18 protein-coding genes are annotated in these 18361 nt (G+C 70.2%); 6 read left to right on the plus strand and 12 right to left on the minus strand.

The genetic code is table 11. The features are described from left to right. The first annotated feature begins 1 nt into the window (after nt 1). On the plus strand, nt 2–487 hold the full coding sequence (locus RWN05_RS15165) for an SRPBCC family protein (RefSeq protein WP_121291379.1): 486 nt from the start codon (nt 2–4) through the stop codon (nt 485–487). A 7-nt stretch (nt 488–494) separates the two neighbouring features. Here the strand turns inward: RWN05_RS15165 and RWN05_RS15170 are convergent, their stop codons facing one another. Both RWN05_RS15170 and RWN05_RS15175 read right to left on the minus strand, forming a co-directional pair. Further along, nucleotides 495–1247, minus strand: a complete 753-nt coding sequence (locus tag RWN05_RS15170; protein ID WP_314140159.1) for a DUF2071 domain-containing protein — start codon at nt 1245–1247, stop codon at nt 495–497. After that, nucleotides 1244–2452, minus strand: a complete 1209-nt coding sequence (locus RWN05_RS15175; protein ID WP_314140160.1) for an FAD-dependent monooxygenase — start codon at nt 2450–2452, stop codon at nt 1244–1246. The genes RWN05_RS15170 and RWN05_RS15175 overlap by 4 nt, the downstream gene beginning before the upstream one ends. Nucleotides 2453–2581: 129 nt before the next feature. Between RWN05_RS15175 and RWN05_RS15180 the strand changes: the two genes are divergently transcribed. After that, nucleotides 2582–3565, plus strand: a complete 984-nt coding sequence (locus RWN05_RS15180; protein WP_314140161.1) for an alpha/beta fold hydrolase — start codon at nt 2582–2584, stop codon at nt 3563–3565. 62 nt (nt 3566–3627) lie between these two features. Here the strand turns inward: RWN05_RS15180 and RWN05_RS15185 are convergent, their stop codons facing one another. After that, nucleotides 3628–5091: an FAD-dependent monooxygenase gene (locus RWN05_RS15185; RefSeq protein WP_314140162.1), complete on the minus strand. Its 1464-nt coding sequence runs from the start codon at nt 5089–5091 to the stop codon at nt 3628–3630. 159 nt (nt 5092–5250) lie between these two features. After that, a complete protein-coding gene (locus RWN05_RS15190; protein ID WP_314140163.1) occupies nt 5251–5856 on the minus strand; it encodes a class I SAM-dependent methyltransferase in 606 nt (201 codons plus the stop codon). Between the two features lie 108 nt (nt 5857–5964). On the opposite strand from RWN05_RS15190, the gene RWN05_RS15195 reads away from it, so the two are divergent. From RWN05_RS15195 to RWN05_RS15205, 3 genes are read left to right on the plus strand one after another with little or no spacing between them, the layout of a single operon-like run. Then, nucleotides 5965–6342 (plus strand): GntR family transcriptional regulator, encoded by a 378-nt coding sequence (locus RWN05_RS15195; protein WP_064297095.1) that lies wholly within the window; start codon nt 5965–5967, stop codon nt 6340–6342. Beyond that, complete coding sequence (locus RWN05_RS15200) at nt 6335–7186, plus strand: ABC transporter ATP-binding protein (protein ID WP_314140164.1); 852 nt, start codon at nt 6335–6337, stop codon at nt 7184–7186. Before RWN05_RS15195 ends, RWN05_RS15200 begins: the two co-directional genes overlap by 8 nt. Continuing rightward, entirely contained in the window at nt 7183–7824 is a 642-nt protein-coding gene (locus RWN05_RS15205; RefSeq protein WP_314140165.1) for an ABC-2 transporter permease, read from the plus strand. The genes RWN05_RS15200 and RWN05_RS15205 overlap by 4 nt, the downstream gene beginning before the upstream one ends. 34 nt (nt 7825–7858) lie before the next feature. Here RWN05_RS15205 and RWN05_RS15210 read toward each other — a convergent pair whose 3' ends face one another. Together RWN05_RS15210 and RWN05_RS15215 are read right to left on the minus strand one after the other, a co-directional pair. Beyond that, complete coding sequence (locus tag RWN05_RS15210; protein WP_314140167.1) at nt 7859–9256, minus strand: alpha/beta fold hydrolase; 1398 nt, start codon at nt 9254–9256, stop codon at nt 7859–7861. A 4-nt stretch (nt 9257–9260) separates the two neighbouring features. Beyond that, nucleotides 9261–10457 carry a DUF418 domain-containing protein gene (locus RWN05_RS15215; RefSeq protein WP_314140168.1) on the minus strand — a complete coding sequence of 399 codons (1197 nt, stop codon included), beginning with the start codon at nt 10455–10457 and terminating at the stop codon, nt 9261–9263. A gap of 46 nt (nt 10458–10503) precedes the next feature. On the opposite strand from RWN05_RS15215, the gene RWN05_RS15220 reads away from it, so the two are divergent. Beyond that, nucleotides 10504–11082 carry a TetR/AcrR family transcriptional regulator gene (locus RWN05_RS15220; RefSeq protein WP_314140169.1) on the plus strand — a complete coding sequence of 193 codons (579 nt, stop codon included), beginning with the start codon at nt 10504–10506 and terminating at the stop codon, nt 11080–11082. Between the two features lie 16 nt (nt 11083–11098). Here RWN05_RS15220 and RWN05_RS15225 read toward each other — a convergent pair whose 3' ends face one another. From RWN05_RS15225 to RWN05_RS15250, 6 genes are all read right to left on the minus strand, one after another. Beyond that, complete coding sequence (locus RWN05_RS15225) at nt 11099–12310, minus strand: GNAT family N-acetyltransferase (protein ID WP_314140170.1); 1212 nt, start codon at nt 12308–12310, stop codon at nt 11099–11101. Between the two features lie 96 nt (nt 12311–12406). Next, entirely contained in the window at nt 12407–13255 is an 849-nt protein-coding gene (locus tag RWN05_RS15230; RefSeq protein ID WP_314140172.1) for an Ltp family lipoprotein, read from the minus strand. Between the two features lie 153 nt (nt 13256–13408). Beyond that, nucleotides 13409–14548, minus strand: coding sequence for a 3,4-dihydroxyphenylacetate 2,3-dioxygenase (hpaD, locus tag RWN05_RS15235; RefSeq protein ID WP_314140173.1), 1140 nt, complete (start codon nt 14546–14548; stop codon nt 13409–13411). 52 nt (nt 14549–14600) lie between these two features. Continuing rightward, entirely contained in the window at nt 14601–16115 is a 1515-nt protein-coding gene (gene hpaE, locus RWN05_RS15240; RefSeq protein WP_314140174.1) for a 5-carboxymethyl-2-hydroxymuconate semialdehyde dehydrogenase, read from the minus strand. Further along, complete coding sequence (locus tag RWN05_RS15245; protein WP_314140175.1) at nt 16112–16858, minus strand: GntR family transcriptional regulator; 747 nt, start codon at nt 16856–16858, stop codon at nt 16112–16114. Before RWN05_RS15245 ends, hpaE begins: the two co-directional genes overlap by 4 nt. Continuing rightward, nucleotides 16855–18351, minus strand: a complete 1497-nt coding sequence (locus RWN05_RS15250) for a fumarylacetoacetate hydrolase family protein (protein WP_314140176.1) — start codon at nt 18349–18351, stop codon at nt 16855–16857. The genes RWN05_RS15245 and RWN05_RS15250 overlap by 4 nt, the downstream gene beginning before the upstream one ends. Nucleotides 18352–18361 lie beyond the last annotated feature (10 nt).

The following is an 18361-nucleotide window of genomic DNA, read 5'->3' on the forward strand; positions in this document are numbered from 1 at the left end:
CATGCCCGTCGTGGAATCCCGCTGCACCGTGCCCGTCCCGCCCGACGTCGCGTTCGCGATCTCCCAGACCACGGGCGACACCCGGATGCGCTGGGACCCGTTCATCCGGCGGCAGCACTTCCTCGACGGCGCGAAGGAGCCCGCCAAGGGCGTCCGCACCTTCACGGTCCAGCGGTTCGGGTTTCGGATGGTCAGCGAATACGTCTCGTACCACCCGCCGACCAACGTCGGCATGAAGATGACGAAGGGCTCATGGTTCTTCGAACGGCTCGCTGGCGGCTGGCGTTTCAGCCCGGTGGACGGCGACGACCAGCGCACCCTCGCCGTCTGGCGCTACAACTTCACGTGCAAGCCGCGGTGGCTGGCACCGATCGCCGAGCGCATCGGTGCGATCGTCCTGCAGCGCGACATCGACCGCCGGATCCGAGGCTTCGCGCGCGGCTGCGAGGACCCCGTGGTGCTCGCCGCGGTCGCTGCAGCGGACTGATCCGGCACTAGCGGGCGAGGAACGAGCCGATACCGAACCGGGCGGTCACGCCGGGGCTGAAGAGGACCGAGTCGGGCTCGTGCTCGACGACACCCGGGAGGCCCGCCGCTGCGCAGAGCTCGTCGCGCAACGAGGTGACGCGAGCCGGGTGGAGGACCCAGGGTTCGTGCTCGTTCGGCAACCACTGCGTCCGACCGAAGCGGCTCTGGAAGAGCCCCCACCGCGCCGTCAGGAACTGGGACAGCTCGTCGTCGACGGTCGTCGTCCGGTCGACATCGACGCCGAGCTGGAAGCCCGGACCCCGTGTCGTCGGCGACGTGGTGATCCGCCGCGACGCGTACTCCCAGCCGTCGTCCGTCGGCCGTTGCGCGGTCCGCGCCCACCGGTAGGGCAGACCGAACATCGCGCGAGCCGCGAGGACCGCCGGCAGGCTCGACGCCTCGAGCGACCGGAACACGACGCCGCGACGCCCCTCGGTGTCGACCCCGTACAGCCGGACGTTCACCTCGGTGAAGGAACCGCCGATGGGCGACGGCGGCAGTGGGCCGATGCGGGCGTCGCCCAACTGGAAGGCGATGAGTCCGACCCAGGTGGAACCGTTGAAGACGTCGGGGACCACCCCGGGCGGGAGCAGTGGCGCGACCGCGCTCGCCGGGACGCGCCAGTGGACGAACGCCAGGTCCCGCCATTCCTGCGCGGCGACGACCGGGCCGGACAGTGCCGGTGCGTCCGAGGCGATCGGCCTGGGCTCGCCGGTCATGCCAGGTGTTCGTACTCGGGCAGGTCGATCTTGTCGGCCGGCGGGGAGAACAACTGCGCACCGACGAGCTTCGCCGGCTTCGACCCGGCCACGCGGAGCGCGGTTCGGAAGGCGGCGACGCCGGCCTTCGAGGTCGGATTGGCGAGCTGCGGCGTGCCCGGCGGCAGCGACTGGGCCTGCTCGACGTAGGGGCGCATGATGCGTTCGTACCCGCGGAAGGCGTCCCGGTGGTGCACGTGCGCGGCCAGCTCTCCGGCCAGCACGTAGGCGCCGACGATCGACAGGCTCGTCCCCATGCCGCTGACGGGCGACGCGCACCAGGCCGCGTCGCCGAGCAGCGCGACCCGTCCGGATGCCCAGCGGGGCGTCCTGACCTGGCCGATGGACTCGTAATAGACGTCGTCGCTGTCGTCGAGGTGCTCGAGGATCCGGTTCGCCTGCCAGGGGAGTCCGACGAACCGGTTCCGGAGATGCCGTCGCTGCGCGTCGAGGTCGCGGCGCGCGGGGACGACGCCGTCACCACGGTCGGATGTGACCTCCGTCAACACCGCGCGAGTGGTGCCGTGCCGGTCGGGTCGGAGCGTGACGCTGCGGCCGCCGACGCCCGAGTACCACTGCCACCACGGCACGTCGGCGTCGTCGCGCGGAATCGTGAGGTACGTCATCTCGAGCCCGAGGGACCGGGTCACCGCCTCGCCGGGGAAGGCCAGCTCACGGGTCGACGATCGGATGCCGTCCGCCGCGATCACGAGGTCGAACGCCTCGTCCGCTCCATGCGCGAAGGACACGAGGACCCGTTCGCCGTCGTCGTCGAGGGCCGTGATGTGGTCGCCGTAGCGGTAGGTGGTGGTGTCGTCCGTCGCATCGATGAAGATGCGGGCCAGGTCACCGCGCAGGATCTCGACCTCGGCGGTCGCGCCGTCGGTCTCGGAGTCCGACACCGGGAATTCGGCGATCGTCTCACCGGCGTCGCCGACGAAGCGTGTGCCGCGTTCTCCGGTGGTCGCCTCGCGCGCCGCGTCCTCGAGGCCAGCGCGTCGCAGGACCTCGCGAGCGGCGCCGCGCACGTCGATGTTCTGGCCGCCGTCGCGGAACGCCGGCGCGCGCTCGATCACCGTCGTCTCCCAGCCGTAGCGGTTCAGCCAGAAGGCCAGGCCGGGGCCGGCGATGCTGGCTCCGGAGATCAGGACGCGGGGAACGGTCATGGTGGTGCCACCTCTCGAGGAGCGTGGGACTGCCGCTCCGGTTGCCTCCATCATCGCAATCGCCGATCCGAATCCCGCATGGTTGACAGCTCCGGCGGTGCAGGCGTCACCCGCTTGTACGCTGGGGGCATGTCGAGGATCGAACGCAAGCGTCGCAGGCGGAGTGTGCGGGTCGATCGCGTGTACGACGGCGACGTCTACGTCCGGGTCAACTCCGTGGGATCCAGCGGCGACCGCTCCTTCATCCTCATCCCGGGCATCGGTGTCTCCTCCACCTACTTCGAACGCCTGGCGCCGCACCTCAACGAGTTCGGTCCCGTGCACGCGCTCGACCTCCCCGGCTTCGGCGGCGTGCCGCACCCCTCGTCGACGCTCTCGATCCGCGAGTACGCGGACCTCGTCGGCCGGGTGATCGACGAGCTCGATCTCAAGGACCCGATCATCGTCGGCCATTCGATGGGCAGCCAGGTGGTCAGCGACCTCGTCTCCCGTCGTCCTGAGCTGTCCACCCTCGTCCTCATCGGCCCGGTCGTCGTGCCCGGTCAGCGCCGGGTGCTCACCCAGGCCGTCCGCTTCCTGCAGTCGAGCTGGCACGAACCGCTCACGGTGAAGGTGCTCGCCGTCAGCGCCTACGTCTTCTGCGGCTTCAAGTGGTTCTCTCGGGTTCTGCCCCAGATGCTCAGGTATCCGATCGAGGAGGCCCTGCCGAAGGTGCAGGCGCACACGCTCGTGATCCGCGGCGAGTACGACGCCGTCGCACCGCGCGAGTGGGTGGAACGGGTCGGAGAACTCCTGCCCTCCTCGCGCCTCTGGGAGATCCCCGGCGCAGCGCACTCCGTCATGTACGCGCACGCGGAGGAGGTCGCCAAACTCTGCGTCGACCACGCCAGACGCACGGTGGCGGACGGTGACGACGACCGGCTCCGGGTCTACCCCGAGGACTCGGACGGGAGCGACGACTCCGAGCCGGAGGCACCGCAGCCGAAGGCGGTCATCCAGGCTGTGCAGGGGCGCATCGAGGAGACGATCGGAATCGTCACCGACGACGACGACCGTGTGGCCGAGGGGAAGTCGCAGGTGGCCGACGCGGTCGCCTCCATCGACCACGACTGAGCGCTCGCTGAGATGCGGCGGATCGTCGCTCAGCCTCGGGCCGGGCGACGAACCGCCTCACCTCACCGCGTCGGTTCACCGAACCAGCGCCGGAGGGCCGGCTCGAGCGGCTCCCGCCCGTCGCCCAGCCAGACCACGTGTCCGTCGGGGCGCAGAAGCACCGCCGTGGCCGAGAGCCCCGGGGTCGTGGTGGCGACCCGGTCGACGCGGTCCGCCCAGCCGGTGACGTTGTGGGTCCCGGTCCGGTCGAGCAGGAGTCCGCGACCCTCGTGCAGGAGCGTGAACAGGCCCCTGCCGTCGGCCAGGGGGAGGTCGTGGAGCCGTCGACCCAGCAGCGACCCCTCGTCCGAGCCGCTGTCCACCGTTGTACCGGGACCTCCGACGTCGTATCGGATGCCGGTGGACGCGATCCGCTCGCCCAGGAAACGGGCCACGTCGTCGAACCGCATGAGCTCCGAGAACAGCCGACGCACCGCCTGCGGGCCGGGGTCGGGGGACAGGAGGACGCTCTGCGCGCGGGTGAGCGTGAGGACGTCGTCGGCGACCGGGCGGCGCTCCGTCGCGTAGGTGTCGAGGAGGTCGGCCGGTGCCCAGCCGGCGAGCTCGGCTGCCAGTTTCCATCCGAGGTTGAACGCGTCCTGGATCCCGAGGTTGAGGCCCTGCCCGCCGAGGGGCGGGTGCACGTGGGCGGCGTCGCCGGCGATGAGCACCCGGCCGACCCGGTAGCGCTCAGCGAGTCTCGTCGCATCGGTGAAGCGCGACAGCCAGCGTGGGGAGTGTGCGCCGAAGTCGGTCCCGGCGAAGCGTTCGAGCCGGGCCCGGAACTCCTCGATCGTGGGAGTCGCCAGGCGTTCGTCGGCGGGGGCGTCGGCGGGCGCCACCGCGCGAAAGAAGCCGTCGGACACCGGCCCGATGCCGAAGCCACGGTGCGTCTTCCGGACCTCGTCGGCGATGGCGGTGACCTCGTCGGCCGGGAGGGTGACCTGGATCTCCCCGAGGATCCACTCGGTCTGCGCGGACTCGCCGGGGAAGCCGATGCCGAGGATCTTCCGAACGGTGCTCCGCCCGCCGTCGCACCCGACGAGCCACCGTGCCCGCAGGCGCTCACCCTCGTCCAGCTCGACGGTGACCCCGTCGTCGTCCTGTTCGAGGCCGACGAGTCCGCTCCCGCGACGCAGCTCTGCACCGAGCTCGACCGCGCGCTCGGTCAGTAGTCGATCGGTGACCGGCTGCCGGAGACCGAGGACGTAGTCGTGCGCGGTGTCGAGCGGCACGGGTCGCGGCGGGACGATGCCGGCGAAGTGACCGGTGGCGCCCGGGTGCTGCGTGCCCTCGGCGAGGAACCGGTCGAGGATGCCGCGCTGGTCGAGGATCTCGATGGTCCGCGGGTGGAGGCCCAACGACCGTACGGCAGGGCTCGGCTCGGCGTCCCGTTCGATGACGAGGACATCGACGCCGTGGAGCCGGACTTCGGCTGCCAGCATCATGCCGGTCGGTCCACCACCGCTGATGATGACGTCATGCATGAGGACCCCGTTCTCGTGGTCGGAGGCGACCGCGGCCACCCATTCTGGAGGCCGGAGGGGGTCTTGCGGCAAGCCCCGGTGCGCGGCGTACGCTGGAACTGCAGCGGCGGTGAGATGCGGCGGTTCGTCGCTCAGCCGCGGGCCGGGTGACGAACCGCCTCACCTCACCGGGTCGGCTCGCCTGGCCAGGATCGCTCCGTGCGGTCGTTGATCGAGGCTCGTCCTGGTGTGCGTCTCGATGACCTCGAAGCCCGCTCGGCGCACGTGCTCGGCCAGCTCCGCGATCGGCCAGCGATAGGCCGTCGCCACGGCATGGTCGAACGCTTCGACCGATGGCCCCTCGAAGCAGCCGATGAGGAGTCCACCTCCCGGCCGGAGCACGCGAGCGAATTCCGCGAGCGGTGTCTCGATCGTGTCGGGACGGTGGTGGATCAGCGAGTACCAGGCGAGGACGCCGCCCACCGAGCCGGTCTCAGCGTCGAGGGTGTCGAGGCTGCCGAGGTCGAACCGGGTCTCCGGGTGCTCGACGCGGGCATGCGCGATGAACTCGGGGACCAGGTCGATGCCGCGGATGTCGAGGCCGCGCGAGGCGAGGTACGCCGTCCACTGTCCCGGGCCACAGCCGGCGTCCAGTGCGGGACCGGCGATCCGGTCGGCCCAGGAGGTCACGAGCTGCCGGTCCGACGGATGCACCGAGGCCATCGTGCCCAGCAGCTTCGCGTACTCGGTGGACCGTCGGGTGTAGGCGTCTCGGACGGTGCTCATGGCTCCACCGTAGCGAGCACGCGGCACGCTTCGCCGTCGGGATGGAGAGGCGGGCCTCGCGGTTCCGCATGCCAACTGTTATGGTGTTTATAAACAGATGGAGGTGCCATGGGCGTCGTGATCTCGAACAGTTCGGGAACACCGATCTACGAACAGATCGAGACCCAGTTGCGTGCGTCGATCCTCGCCGGGGAGATCCCCGTCGGGCAGACGCTTCCGTCCCTGCGGCAGTTCGCGGCGGATCTCCGGGTGAGCGTCATCACCGTCACCCGGGCCTACAACGATCTCGTCGCCGAGGGCTTGGTGCGGAGTGAGCACGGACGCGGGTTCGTCGTCCTCGACGTCGACCCCGAGACGGCGAGCACCCTCCTGCAGTCGCGGGTCGACGAGGTCATCAGCGAGCTCGTCATCGCGGCTCGGCATGCGCGTCTCAGTAGGACCGACATCCAGACACGACTCGAACAGAGGTGGAGTACCGATGACTGACAAGATCCTTCGCATCGACGGATTGCGCGTCCAGCGGCGATCATTCGCCGTCGACGACGTCTCCTTCGCGGTCGAACGCGGCACCGTGACCGGCCTCGTCGGACCCAACGGGGCCGGCAAGACGACCACCATCCGTGCCCTACTGGGCCTGCTGACCCCCGACGCCGGCGACATCGAGGTGCTGGGGCAGCCGGCCGGTTCCCCGAGTGCGCTCGCACGCATCGGCGTCGTCCTCGACCAGCCGACCGCGGCTCCGGAGTGGCGTGTCGCATCGATCGGCCGACGGCTCAGCCCGTTCTATCCGGAATGGGATCAGCAGCGGTTCGAGTCGTTGCTCGACCGCCTCGGGGTGCCCCGCGAGCAGCGGGTCAGCGAGCTGTCCCGGGGGCAGGGCGTGAAGCTGTCGCTGTCGACCGCACTCGCGCAGCAGCCGGAACTCCTCATCCTCGACGAGCCGTCCAGCGGCCTCGACCCGGCTTCCCGGCGCGAGATCGGGGACCTGATCCGTGAGTTCATGGTCGACCCCGAGCACGCGGTGCTCTTCTCGACACACATCACGACGGATCTCGACGAGCTCGCCGACGACCTGCTCGTGCTCGTGAACGGCCGGGTCGCCTATGACGGACGGTTCGCCGACACCGTCGACGAGTTCGCGATGGTGCGGGGCGCGGGAGCGCCGCCGACCGGCGAGGTGCTCGGGCTCGAGCGGCGCGGGGAGCAGTGGTCCGCGCTCATCCGGACGACGCAGATGGCGGAGTTCGGACCGGAGACCGTGATCGACCCGGCGAGCGTCGACGACATCGTCATCCACCTGGCAGCAGCACACGGGAAGGCTTCCGCATGATCGGCTCATTCATCCGCTTCGACCTGACCTCCTGGCTGCCGCGGCGGCAGACGCTCCTCCTGCTCGGCTTCGTCGCCGTCGTCGGGATCCTGCTCCCCGTGCCCGGCATGGCGATCATGGGCGCGGCGATCGTCACCTCGCTCATGATCGCCGCGCCGTTCCTCGGCGACGAGCGCGGACGCCTCGACACGCTCTACGGCATCCTCCCCGTCTCGCGGTCCACCGTCGTGGTGGGACGGGCCGGCTCCATCGTCGTCTTCGCCCTGCTCGCTTCGGCGATCGCCTTCGCCGTGACCGTGCTCATGGCCGGCGTGCGCGGCGCCTCACTCGACTGGGGCCTCCTGCTCGTGATCCAGGCCGTCGCGGTCGCCTTCGTCGGGCTGTCGGCCAGCATCCAGTTGCCGGTCCTGTTCCGGATCGGATACACGCGCGGCCGACTGATCAGCTACGCCCCTGCGCTGGCGATCGCAGGCCTCGCCTGGCTCGCGCAGGCGATCGGCGTGCTGGACGGCGCGCAAGAGGCCGCCACCGGTGTTCCGCTCCCGCTCGCAGTCGGCCTCGGACTCGCGCTCGGCGCCACCGGGATCGTCGTCGGCGTCCTCGTCGCCGTGCCGCTGTACCGCAAGCGCGAACTCTGAGCAGTCGCAGCATCCGTCCCGAGCGTTCCCGGCGTCACAGCGTCGTCAGGAACGCCCGGATGTCGTCCGCGAGGAGCTCGGGCTCCTCGTGCGGCGCGAAATGGCCGCCTCGGGGCATCGTCGTGAACCGCCGCACGTCGTAGCTCCGCTCGGCCCAGCTGCGCGGCGGACTCGCCAGGTCGTGCGGGAAGAGCGCGACCGCGGTCGGCACCTCGACCCGGTCGACACGCGTCGTGATCCCGGTCGCGGACTCGTAGTACGGGCGGAGCGAGGTGCCGATCGCGTTCGTGAACCAGTAGACGGAGGCGAGCGTCGCGAGGTACTCGTCGCTGAACCGGGACGAGACGTCGCCGCCGCAATCGCTCCAGGCCCGATGCTTCTCGAGGATCCATGAGAGCAGGCCGACGGGGGAGTCGGACAGCGCGGGAGCGAGCGTGAGCGGACGGGTGTGGTGCTGATGCTCATACGCACCCTCCTCGGCGTCCCAGGCATCGACCCGGGCGAGATGCGCCCGCTCCTCCTCCGTGAGCGTCTCAGCGTCGACCTCGCGCGGTGCAGCGACCGCGAGGAGGTGGATGCCGGCGACCGCCTCGGGATGCGCCTGCGCGAGCCGAGAGGTGATTCCGGATCCGAGATCGCCTCCGTGCGCGGCGTACCGGGCGAAGCCGAGGTGGTCGTGCATGAGCGTGTGCCACAGCTCGTGCGTCTGGTCGCCGAAGCTCGGCCGTTGCGGTGAGAACGGCAGTCCGGGCAGTGCGGGCACGATGACGGTGAAGGCGCTCGCCGGGTCTCCGCCGTACCGGGACGGTGTCGCGAGGCGCCTGGCGAGTCCGACCAGTTCGAGGGCGGTGCTCGGCCATCCGTTCGTGAGGACGACGGGGATGCCGCCCGGGGCCTCGGCGTCGAACCGGAGGTAGGTGATCGCGGCCCCGCCGATCTCGGCGCGGTGCCACGGCAGGGCGTTGATGTCCCGCTGCTGCGCCGCCCAGTCGAAGTCGTCCGCCCAGTAGGTGACGAGCCGCCGCAGCTTGTCCTGGTCGGTGCCGGCCTCCCAACCGGCGGTCGGCCACCGGTCGGGCCAGCGCATGTCGTGGAGTCTGCGGCGGAGGTCCGCGAGGTCGTCGTCGCCGACGTCCAAGACGGCCTGGCCTGCTGGCGATCGGGTCACCTGGTAGCGGCGTTCGATGCCCGCGGTCGCACGCCCCCACTCGCTGGACGCGACGCGGGCCTGGTGTGCTGCGAACGACTCGTCGTCCTCGAAGACCTCGGCGACGTCCCAGACGAGCGGCTCGTCCGTCGGCGTCACCTCGAACGACACACACCCCGGTTCGGCGCGGGTGAGAGCGATATGCTCCGGCAGATGGGTCTCGACGACCGCCACGTCGGTCGGTGTCGCGCAGATCAACTGGCCGGTCAGGTGCACGGTGGTCATGGTCTCACCGTAGCGAGGGTCGGCCCTCCGGCCGCTTCGACCCGAGCTCCGCACCGTGTTTCCAGAGCGATTCGACGGGGCCGAGCGCGAACCGTCGGAGCCAGAGGTGGGCGAAGCCGGTCACGAGCGCGGCGATGACGACGAACGCAGCCACGGTGATCGGGACACGCCAGGCCGTCGTGTGTTCGGCGAGGCCCAATCCCCAGCCGTAGAAGAGCGCGCCGCCGAGGAGATTCTGCAGGAGGTAGGCGCTGAGCGCGACCTTCCCGAGTTCGCGCAGGCGTACGGCGATCCAGCCATCGGTACCGAAGCGACGACAGAGTTCGACGGTGGCGCCGAGGATGCCGAGCGCCACGAGCGGCGCGGCCAGGTAGCGTTCCGCGAGGAGTCCTGCGGTGCCGCCCCAGACACCGAGGGCGAGGTCGACCGGCAGCGCGCAGGTACCGACGATCATCAGGCGGCGTCGGAGTCGACCGCCGGTCTCCCCGAAGACGCCGGCTTGGAAGAGGTGTGCGCCGGCGAGGAACATCGCGAGCGTGAGGAACCCGATCAGCACGGGCTCCGCGCGGAAGACCCCCACGTTCTCGAGTCGGAAGGCCGCCAGGCCGAGGAACGAGTCAGTGGCGTACGGGCTCGGTCCGGCGGGGAGCGGGAGGTCGCCCGACATCGTCGGCGTCGTGGCGATGAACGCGACGATCGCGGTGATGAGGAGGACGTGCAGCGCCCCGAAGACGGCGATCATGGCGCGCTGCGCGCGGGGCCTCGTGAGCAGGAGCCAGGCGACGATGGCGCCGGTGACCGCATAGCCCATGAGGACGTCGAACTCCGCGATGAGGACGTAGTTCACGGCGCCGTCGATGAGGAGCAGGGTGGCGCGCCACAGGTACCGGCCCGGCCAGCGCTGCTCGCGTCGGCGTGCCGCGGCGTGCTGGATCGCGAGTCCGGCGCCGAACATCAGGGTCAGCAGAGCGAGGAACTTGCCCTGCGTGAGTGCCGAGAGGGCGAGCTGGATCGTGCCCGCCGCGGGGCCGGTCTCCGGCGTCACCGGGGCCGAGAGCATGCCGACCATGCCCCAAGGGTGCGAGAACAGCCAGATGTTGGTGCCGAGCGTGCCGAGGATGGCGAGTCCGCGGACGACGTCGAGTGCGGCGATCCGTCGGTTGCTCGGACGCGATGGTGGCAATACGCTCGTATTGGTCATGAGATGACCGTACCCTGTCGAGTGGGCGATGGCGAAAGCGGAGGCGATGACCGAGCAGGACACGAACAGGGATCGGATCCTCGATGCACTGCTGCGCATCATGGCGTCGCGCGGAGCCGACGCCCTGACCATCCGCACGGTCGCGAGCGAGGCCGGGGTCTCCGTCGGCGCGGTCCAGCATCACTTCCCGACGAAGGACCGACTGGTCGTCGCGGCGATGACCGAGGTCAACGAGCGGTTCCGTCGGCGCGTGGCGGCGCGACTCGAGGCCCAGGCGTCCGAGGAAGAGCGACTTCGGATCTTCTGTCGTGAGATCGCCTGCATCGAGGGCGACGACCTGACCGATGGGATCGTCTGGGTCGCCTTCGCCGCGCGGGCGAGCACCGAGACCGAGGTGCGAGCGATCCACGCCGTCGACTGGGCCCGCACCGAGGAGGTCCTCCTGCGGCTGCTCGTCGCAGCGTTCCCTGACGACGGCTTGGTCGCGGACGATGCGGCACTCCTGCTCGCAGTGCTCGACGGCATCGCGGTCGCGCGAGCGGCGGAGCAGTCGGACCGGATGACCCCGGAGCGGGCGGAACGGCTCATCGCCGCGACGCTCCGGGGCCTGCGCCGAGCGGGCTGAGTCGCGAAGATCCTGCTCAGTCGACGTCCAGTTCGAGTTCGACGAGATAGCCGACCAGTCGGGGTTCGACCTCGCCGGGTGGTGGCGGGCCGGTCGTCTGCGCCGCTCGAGCGGCAGCTTCCGCCGCCCGCGCCGCTGCGCGTGCCGCTGCCGCCGCTGCCTCTGCCGCTGCTTGGGCGTCGGGGTGATCGATCCCGCGCGTGAGCGGGATCCGCGGTGTCTCCTCGACGACGGGCGGGCCGGGGACGGTCTCATGATGGGTGACGTCGTCGGAGACCGCTACGCCGATGTACACGCCGCTGCCTGGTGGCCCAACGAGGCGCCTCGCCGTGGGCAGAGCTCCAAGCGGCAACGGTGGTCGCTTGGTGTGGACGCGGCGCGAGGGTATCGACACCCTCGACAGCTTCGCCAGCCTGCCCGTCAGCCGCTCCGGTGCGGCGTCCTCTTCGTGGTGCATCTCGACACCGTCGATCCGCGCCGTCAGATCCGCCCCGATCTCCTCGGTCAGCCAGGTCCGCTGGCCGTCGTCGACGGGCCAGACGGAGAAGGTCGCCCGTTGGCCGGTTTCCAACGGCCCGCCGCAACAATCCCACTCCCAGGAGCTGAGCCAGAGCGTCCGCCGGGTCATCCGCGCCGACGCCGGGTCGTCGGACCGCAGGCGCGAAACCAGCGAGGTCGTGGGTGCGGACAGGACGCGGAGGGCGATCGCGTCGCCAGGCATCGGTACGCGACCGAGTTCGCTGAGCCCCCAGCGGTGGTACATCGACGCGGCGTCGGTCGCGCGCTCGTAGACGCCGATGAAGGTCGTCGACTCGGTGCGCTCCTGCAAGACTTCAGCCAGGCACCCGCGGGCGATCCCACGTCCGCGCTGTTCCTCCGAGACGGCGAGCTCGTGGACGACGACGGCGTCCGCCGGATGCGCGATCGCAGTCGAAGCCGTGCTGCTGGAGCCGGCCAGTTGCGCCAGGATGCCGAGCCAGGCGGGGTCGGCGTCGAGGCCGTGGGCGAGCGCGAAGCCCACGATCCGGCTGTCGACCGTGGCGATCACGAGGCGCCCGCCGCGGTGCCCGAGATGCTCCGGGCCCCACTGCCGGATGGTCGCGAGATCGATCGCGTCCTCGTTGTACGGCTCGGCGGTGAACGCCGCGACGAACAGCTGCGTGACCTGACCCCACACGCCGTCGGGTGCGGATCCGGCGAAGGAGGTGTAGCCGACCGGGCTCATCATCCAGCCAGCATAGGGAAGTGGCAGTGCATCGAGCCCGCGAAGTGAGGCAGATCGTCGTCAGAGAGGTGAGCGTGCGACGATCTGCCTCACCTCAGGTCAGTCATTGAGGTGCAGGATCGCGTAGTCGGCCTCTTCGGGCCTGAACTTCTCTCCGTACTCGCTGGTCAGCTGATCGCGGATCGCTTCGGGCGACATCGACATGGTCTCCTGGTAGGACTTCGCCTTCGCGAGCGCGTTCGCGTTGTAGTCGGCCTGCAGGTTGTCGACGGCGTACTGGCCCGCCTCTGGTGAGAACTGTTCGCCGTATTCGGAGGTCAGCTGGTCGTAGATGCCGGCCTTGCTCATGTGCATGAGGTCCGAGTAGCTCTTCGCCTTGATCAGCGCGGACTGGTACTCGACGGGCACCGCGGGTGCAGCAGGAGCTGCGGGAACCGGAGTCTCGGCGACGGGAGCAGTCGTCTCGACCGGCTTGGCTGCTTCTTCGGCCGGCGCCGAGGACTCCACGATCGCGGCAGGCTTGTCATCGGACACACTGTTCACCGCCGCACCGATTCCGACGAGGGAGCCGAATGATGCGATGGTCGCGACGGCTCCGAGGATGAGACCGGTGACCGCGAGTCCCTTGGACTGTCGCTTCTGCAGTGCGAGCACCGCCAGGACGATCGCCGCGATACCGACGAGCGCGCCGGCGACGGGGATGAGGCCCATGAGGAACGCGACGATACCGACGATCAGGGCCGCGATCGCGAGCCCGGCCGAGGTCGATCGCGGCGGTGTCTGCTGCGGCTGCTGACCGTATGGCTGCTGGCCGTAAGGCGGCGGTGCCGTGGTGTCGGTGTACTGGGCCGTCGGTGCGTACGGGTTCGTGTAGGGCGCGGTCGGCTGTTGTGCGTATGCGGGGTCGGGCTGCTGTGAGCCGCCCCCCAGCGGTTCTGATGTGGTCACGATCTGAGCATGGCAGTCGAGCGACCGACTTCCGAGAGTGGTGTTGCCCCCAGTGCAGGGGTGATTCGGGAGGTTCCCCCTAGCCCGGTTCATTCGCCCATCTTTGGGCGAGCGAGTACTGGGTCGCCCAAAGATGGGCGAATGAACCGAGGCCTAGAGGGTGTTGCCGAGCTTGAAGCCCTGCGCCTCGTCGCCCTTGCGGGTGTAGGAGAAGCCGTCGGCGCCGATCGTGACCTCGAGTTCGGAGTCGTCGGTCCTGGAGACCACGGGCTTCGGCTCGCCGTCGAGGTCGAGCACGAGCGACGCGTCCGTGTACCAACTCGGCACGACGGCATTGCCCCACCAGTCGCGCCGCTGGTTGTCGTGCACGTCCCACGTGACCACCGGGTTGTCGGGGTCGCCCGTGTAGTAGTCCTGGGTGTAGATCTCGATCCGGTGGCCGTCGGGGTCGCGGATGTACAGGTAGAACGCGTTCGAGACGCCGTGTCGGCCGGGGCCGCGCTCGATGACGTCCGACATCCGCAGCGCGCCGAGCTTGTCGCAGATCGCGATGATGTTGTGCTTCTCATGCGTCGCGAACGCCACGTGGTGCATGCGCGGTCCGTCACCGCCCGTCATCGCGGTGTCGTGGACGGTCGGTTTCCGCCGCATCCACGCCGCGTACGTCGTCCCGGCCTCGTCCTGGATGTCCTCCGTGACCCGGAACCCGAGGTCCTCCATGTACGCGACCGCCCGCGGCACGTCCGGCGTCACCTGGTTGAAGTGGTCGAGCCGCACGAGCGCGCCCGGCGTGTACAGGTCGTAGCGCCACGCCAACCGCTCGACGTGCTCCACGTCGTAGAAGAACTCGACGGGGAACCCGAGCGGATCCTCGACGCGCACCGAGTCGCCGATGCCCTGCACATACCCCTCGGCACGACGCTCCACCCGGCACCCGAGCTCCGTGTAGAAGGCGACCGCGCGGTCGAGGTCCTCAGGACTCCGCACCCGGTAGCTGAACGCCGCGACCGCCGCCACCGGCCCCTGCCGCAGCACGAGGTTGTGGTGGATGAACTCCTCGAAGCTCCGCAAGTAGACGGTGTGCTCATCCTCCTCCGTGACCACGAGGTCGAGCACGTCGACGTAGAACTTCCGGCTCGCGGCGAGATCCGTGACGACGATCTCCATGTACGCACAGCGGAGGATGTCCGGCGGGGTGGCGGTCGGCGTCGGGATGCGGTTCACCGGCGCGGGGATCGGGTCGGAGGCGGTCACGACGGGCTCGGCCGACGACGGGGTGATGGGGTTCGACATGATCTGCGTCCTTGCTGATCTCGGTTGCTGGGTGGAGGTCGACCGGGAGCGGTCAGTGCGCGGCCTGCAGCGGCCCGCCCGTGCCGAAACGCGGGGAGTGCGCCTGGTTCAGCGTGATGTGCACCGCCTGCTGGTCGGTGTAGAAGTCGATCGAGCGGTAGCCGCCCTCGTGCCCGAGACCCGAGGCCTTTACACCGCCGAACGGCGTGCGGAGGTCGCGCACATTGTTCGAGTTCAGCCACACCATCCCGGCCTGCACGTTCTGGGAGAAGGCGTGTGCGCGCTTGAGGTCGTTCGTCCAGATGTACGCGGCGAGCCCGTACTTCGTGTCGTTCGCGAGGGCGAGCGCCTCCTCGTCGGAGTCGAACGGGGTGATGGCGACGACCGGCCCGAAGATCTCCTCCTGGAAGATGCGGGCGGTCGGCGGGACGTCGGCGAAGACCGTCGGCGCGACGTAGTTGCCGGTCGGGAATCCCTCGGGGCGACCACCACCGGCGACGAGGCGGCCCTCGGTCTTGCCGATCTCGACGTAGCCCATGACCTTCTCGTAGTGCTCCGGGTGCACGAGCGCGCCGACCTCGGTGGCCGGGTCGTTCGGGTGCCCGACGACGATGTTGCGGGCCCGCTCGGCGTAGCGCTCGACGAAGTCGTCGTAGACACTCCGCTCGACGAGGATGCGGCTGCCGGCGGTGCAGCGCTCACCGTTCAACGAGAACACCCCGAACACCGTCGCGTCGAGGGCGTCGTCGAGGTCGGCGTCGGCGAACACGACGGCCGGTGACTTGCCGCCGAGCTCCATCGAGAGCCCCTTCAGGAACGGCGCGGCGTTCGCGAAGATGAGCTGACCGGTGCTGCTCTCGCCGGTGAACGAGATGAGCGGCACGTCCGGGTGCTTCACGAGGGCGTCACCGGCGTCTTCACCGAGGCCGTTCACGAGGTTGAATACGCCGTCGGGCACGCCGGCGTCGCGGAAGATGTCCGCCCACAGGCTCGCCGAGAGCGGGGTGAACTCCGCCGGCTTCAGGACGACCGTGTTGCCGGTCGCGAGGGCCGGAGCGAGCTTCCAGCTCTCGAGCATGAACGGCGTGTTCCACGGCGTGATGAGCCCCGCGACACCGATGGGCTTGCGGTTGACGTAGTTGACCTGCCGCCCCGGGACCTTGTAGGTGTCGTCGTGCTGGGCGACGATCAGATCGGCGAAGAACCGGAAGTTCTCGGCGGCGCGCTTCGCCTGACCGAGCGCCTGCGTGATCGGTAGCCCGGTGTCGAAGCTCTCCAGCTCCGCGAGGCGGGCGTCCTGCGCTTCGACGGCGTCGGCGACCCGGTGCAGGATCCGGCTGCGCTCGCGGGGGAGGAGCCGCGGCCACGGACCCTCGTCGAAGGCGCGCTTGGCGGCGGCGACGGCGAGGTCGATGTCCGCCTGCTTGCCGGCGGCGGCCTGGACGTAGGTCTCGTTCGACACCGGGTCGAGGACGTCGAAGGTGTCGCCGTCGACCGAGTCGACGAACGCGCCGTCGATGTAGTGCCGGATACGGTCGGGCAACGCTGCCGGAACGTGCTGGGTCATGGGTGGTTCCTCCGGTCGGTGGTGGACGGCGGTGACGACGGCGGGCGGGCCGTGGTGGGCGGCTGGTGCTCCGCCTGGTACGCGAGCATGGCGTCGAGCGTCGCGGTGCGGTGGTCGCGGGCGGCGATCTCGATCTCGAGCGGCTGCGCGCCGGCGACGATGAGTTCGAGGATGCCGTCGTGCTCTGCGACCGACTCCCGCGCGCGGCCGGGCACGAAGCTGAACGTGGAGTCGCGGAGCGCGTTCAGCCGCCGCCAGCCGCGGTGGACGAGGTCGAGGACGTGCGGGTTCGGGCACTCCTCGAAGAGGACGGTGTGGAACTCCAGGTTCAGCGCCGTGAACGCGTGCGGGTCGAAGTCGTCGAGCGTGCGGCGCATCCGCTCGTTGATCTCGCGGGCGCGGGCCAGGTGGTCGTCGGTCAGGTAGGCGGCGCTCATCGAGGTCGCTGCGCCCTCGACGAGGGCGAGCGTCTGCATCGTGAAGAGGTACTCGGTTTCGTGCAGCATCGCGACCTGCGCGCCGACGTTGCGCTCGAACGTCACGAGCCCCTCGGCCTCCAGCCGACGGATCGCCTCGCGCACCGGGACCACGCTGATGTCGAGCTCACCGGCGATCTGGCCGAGCACCAGCCGGTACCCGGGGACGAAGCGCCCCTCGTCGATGGCCTCGCGGATGAACCGGTAGGCGCGCTCCGACTTGCTGAGCGACGCCTCCTGCCCGGTGGTCGGGTGCGGTCCGCTCATCGTCCCTGCTCGCTCTCGTATCGCGCCCGCCACTCGGCGTTCAGCGGGAAGAGGCCGTCGACCGCTGCACCACCACGGACCTGCTCGGCGATCCAGGCGTCCTCCGCCTCCTGCACGACCGCCTCCGCGGCGACCTCGGCGGCGAGCGCCCGGGGGATCGCGATGACGCCGTCACCGTCCCCGACGATCACGTCGCCGGGCAGGACCGTCGCCCCGCCGCAGGTGACCGCGACATCGGTCTCCCACGGCACATGGCGGCGCCCGAGGACGGACGGGTGCGGACCCTGCGAGAAGGTCGGCAGGTCGAACGCCGCGACCTGCTCGGCATCGCGGATGCCGCCGTCGGTGACGACCCCGGCCGCTCCCCGCTGCTGTGCCCGAAGCGCGAGGACGTCGCCGACGGTGCCCGTGCCGCGCTCGGCGCGTGCCTCGATCACGATGACCTCGCCGGCCTCGACGGTGTCGAAGACGCGCTTCTGCGCGTTGAAGCCGTTGCCGCGCTCGGCGAAGAGGTCGGGCCGGTAGGCGACGAACCGGAGGGTGCGGGCCACGCCGACCATGCGCGTGCCCGGTCGCGATGCTTGGACGCCCTCGATGAAGACCTCGGTGTACCCGCGGGCCCGGAGCTTGGCGCTGAGCGTCGCCGTCGAGACCGAGGCGAGCTGTCCGGCGACCGCGGGGTCGAGCGGTTCGGCGGGCGATGCAGCGGTGGGAGGCTCAGTCGGTGCAGGCAGACCCGCCGCCGCAGCGTCCCCCCAGGCCTCGATCCGCTGATGGTCGTCGACGGCCGGCTTCGCGCCGAACCCACCGAAGGGCTCGGTGCCCTCGACGACCGTCGTCACGAGTCGACCGCTCGTCGGGGTGCCGGGTGCGGTCGGTGCGTCGACCTCGACCTCGACGACGTCGCCGGGCACGACGACGGAGGAGCCGGCGGGTGTGCCGGTGAGGATGACGTCGCCGGGCTCGAGCGTCGAGAGCTGCGAGAGGTCGGCGATGAGCTGGGCGAACGGGAAGAGCAGCGTGTCGCTCGTGTCGTTCTGGACCACGACGCCGTTGACCCAGGTGCGCACGCGGAGGGCGGCCGGATCGATCTGCTCGGCGGAGATGACGGACGGGCCGAGCGGCGTGTAGCCGTCACCGCCCTTCGAGCGCAGGTTCGACCCCTTGTCGGCACTGCGGAGGTCGTAGAGCCCGAAGTCGTTCGCCGCGGTGACGCCCGAGACGTGCTGCCAGGCGTCTTCGACCCTGACGCGGCGGGCCGCGGTCCCGATGATGATGGCGATCTCTCCCTCGAAGGCGAGCAGTTCCGCGCCGGCCGGGCGCTCGACGGTGCCGCCCGTGCCTGAGACGGAGGACCACGGCTTGAGGAAGTACGAGGGGTGCTCCGGCGTGCGGCCGCGCTGGGCCGCCCGTGACGGGTAGTTGAGGTGGACGGCGATGATCTTGCCGCCCCCGCTGTTCGGGAGACCTTCGATGCTCTGGTGGCTGCTCATCACACGTCCT

Origin of the sequence: uncultured Plantibacter sp. (genome assembly GCF_963518075.1) — a bacterium.
Lineage (GTDB): Bacteria > Actinomycetota > Actinomycetes > Actinomycetales > Microbacteriaceae > Plantibacter > Plantibacter flavus_A.

What these genes read in the sequence shown, in the direction of transcription:
- RWN05_RS15165 (WP_121291379.1), top strand. Translation starts at nt 2, where the DNA reads ATGCCCGTCGTGGAATCCCGCTGCACCGTGCCCGTCCCGCCCGACGTC.
- RWN05_RS15170 (WP_314140159.1), bottom strand. Translation starts at nt 1,247, where the DNA reads ATGACCGGCGAGCCCAGGCCGATCGCCTCGGACGCACCGGCACTGTCC.
- RWN05_RS15175 (WP_314140160.1), bottom strand. Translation starts at nt 2,452, where the DNA reads ATGACCGTTCCCCGCGTCCTGATCTCCGGAGCCAGCATCGCCGGCCCC.
- RWN05_RS15180 (WP_314140161.1), top strand. Translation starts at nt 2,582, where the DNA reads ATGTCGAGGATCGAACGCAAGCGTCGCAGGCGGAGTGTGCGGGTCGAT.
- RWN05_RS15185 (WP_314140162.1), bottom strand. Translation starts at nt 5,091, where the DNA reads ATGCATGACGTCATCATCAGCGGTGGTGGACCGACCGGCATGATGCTG.
- RWN05_RS15190 (WP_314140163.1), bottom strand. Translation starts at nt 5,856, where the DNA reads ATGAGCACCGTCCGAGACGCCTACACCCGACGGTCCACCGAGTACGCG.
- RWN05_RS15195 (WP_064297095.1), top strand. Translation starts at nt 5,965, where the DNA reads ATGGGCGTCGTGATCTCGAACAGTTCGGGAACACCGATCTACGAACAG.
- RWN05_RS15200 (WP_314140164.1), top strand. Translation starts at nt 6,335, where the DNA reads ATGACTGACAAGATCCTTCGCATCGACGGATTGCGCGTCCAGCGGCGA.
- RWN05_RS15205 (WP_314140165.1), top strand. Translation starts at nt 7,183, where the DNA reads ATGATCGGCTCATTCATCCGCTTCGACCTGACCTCCTGGCTGCCGCGG.
- RWN05_RS15210 (WP_314140167.1), bottom strand. Translation starts at nt 9,256, where the DNA reads ATGACCACCGTGCACCTGACCGGCCAGTTGATCTGCGCGACACCGACC.
- RWN05_RS15215 (WP_314140168.1), bottom strand. Translation starts at nt 10,457, where the DNA reads ATGACCAATACGAGCGTATTGCCACCATCGCGTCCGAGCAACCGACGG.
- RWN05_RS15220 (WP_314140169.1), top strand. Translation starts at nt 10,504, where the DNA reads ATGACCGAGCAGGACACGAACAGGGATCGGATCCTCGATGCACTGCTG.
- RWN05_RS15225 (WP_314140170.1), bottom strand. Translation starts at nt 12,310, where the DNA reads ATGATGAGCCCGGTCGGCTACACCTCCTTCGCCGGATCCGCACCCGAC.
- hpaD (WP_314140173.1), bottom strand. Translation starts at nt 14,548, where the DNA reads ATGTCGAACCCCATCACCCCGTCGTCGGCCGAGCCCGTCGTGACCGCC.
- hpaE (WP_314140174.1), bottom strand. Translation starts at nt 16,115, where the DNA reads ATGACCCAGCACGTTCCGGCAGCGTTGCCCGACCGTATCCGGCACTAC.
- RWN05_RS15245 (WP_314140175.1), bottom strand. Translation starts at nt 16,858, where the DNA reads ATGAGCGGACCGCACCCGACCACCGGGCAGGAGGCGTCGCTCAGCAAG.
- RWN05_RS15250 (WP_314140176.1), bottom strand. Translation starts at nt 18,351, where the DNA reads ATGAGCAGCCACCAGAGCATCGAAGGTCTCCCGAACAGCGGGGGCGGC.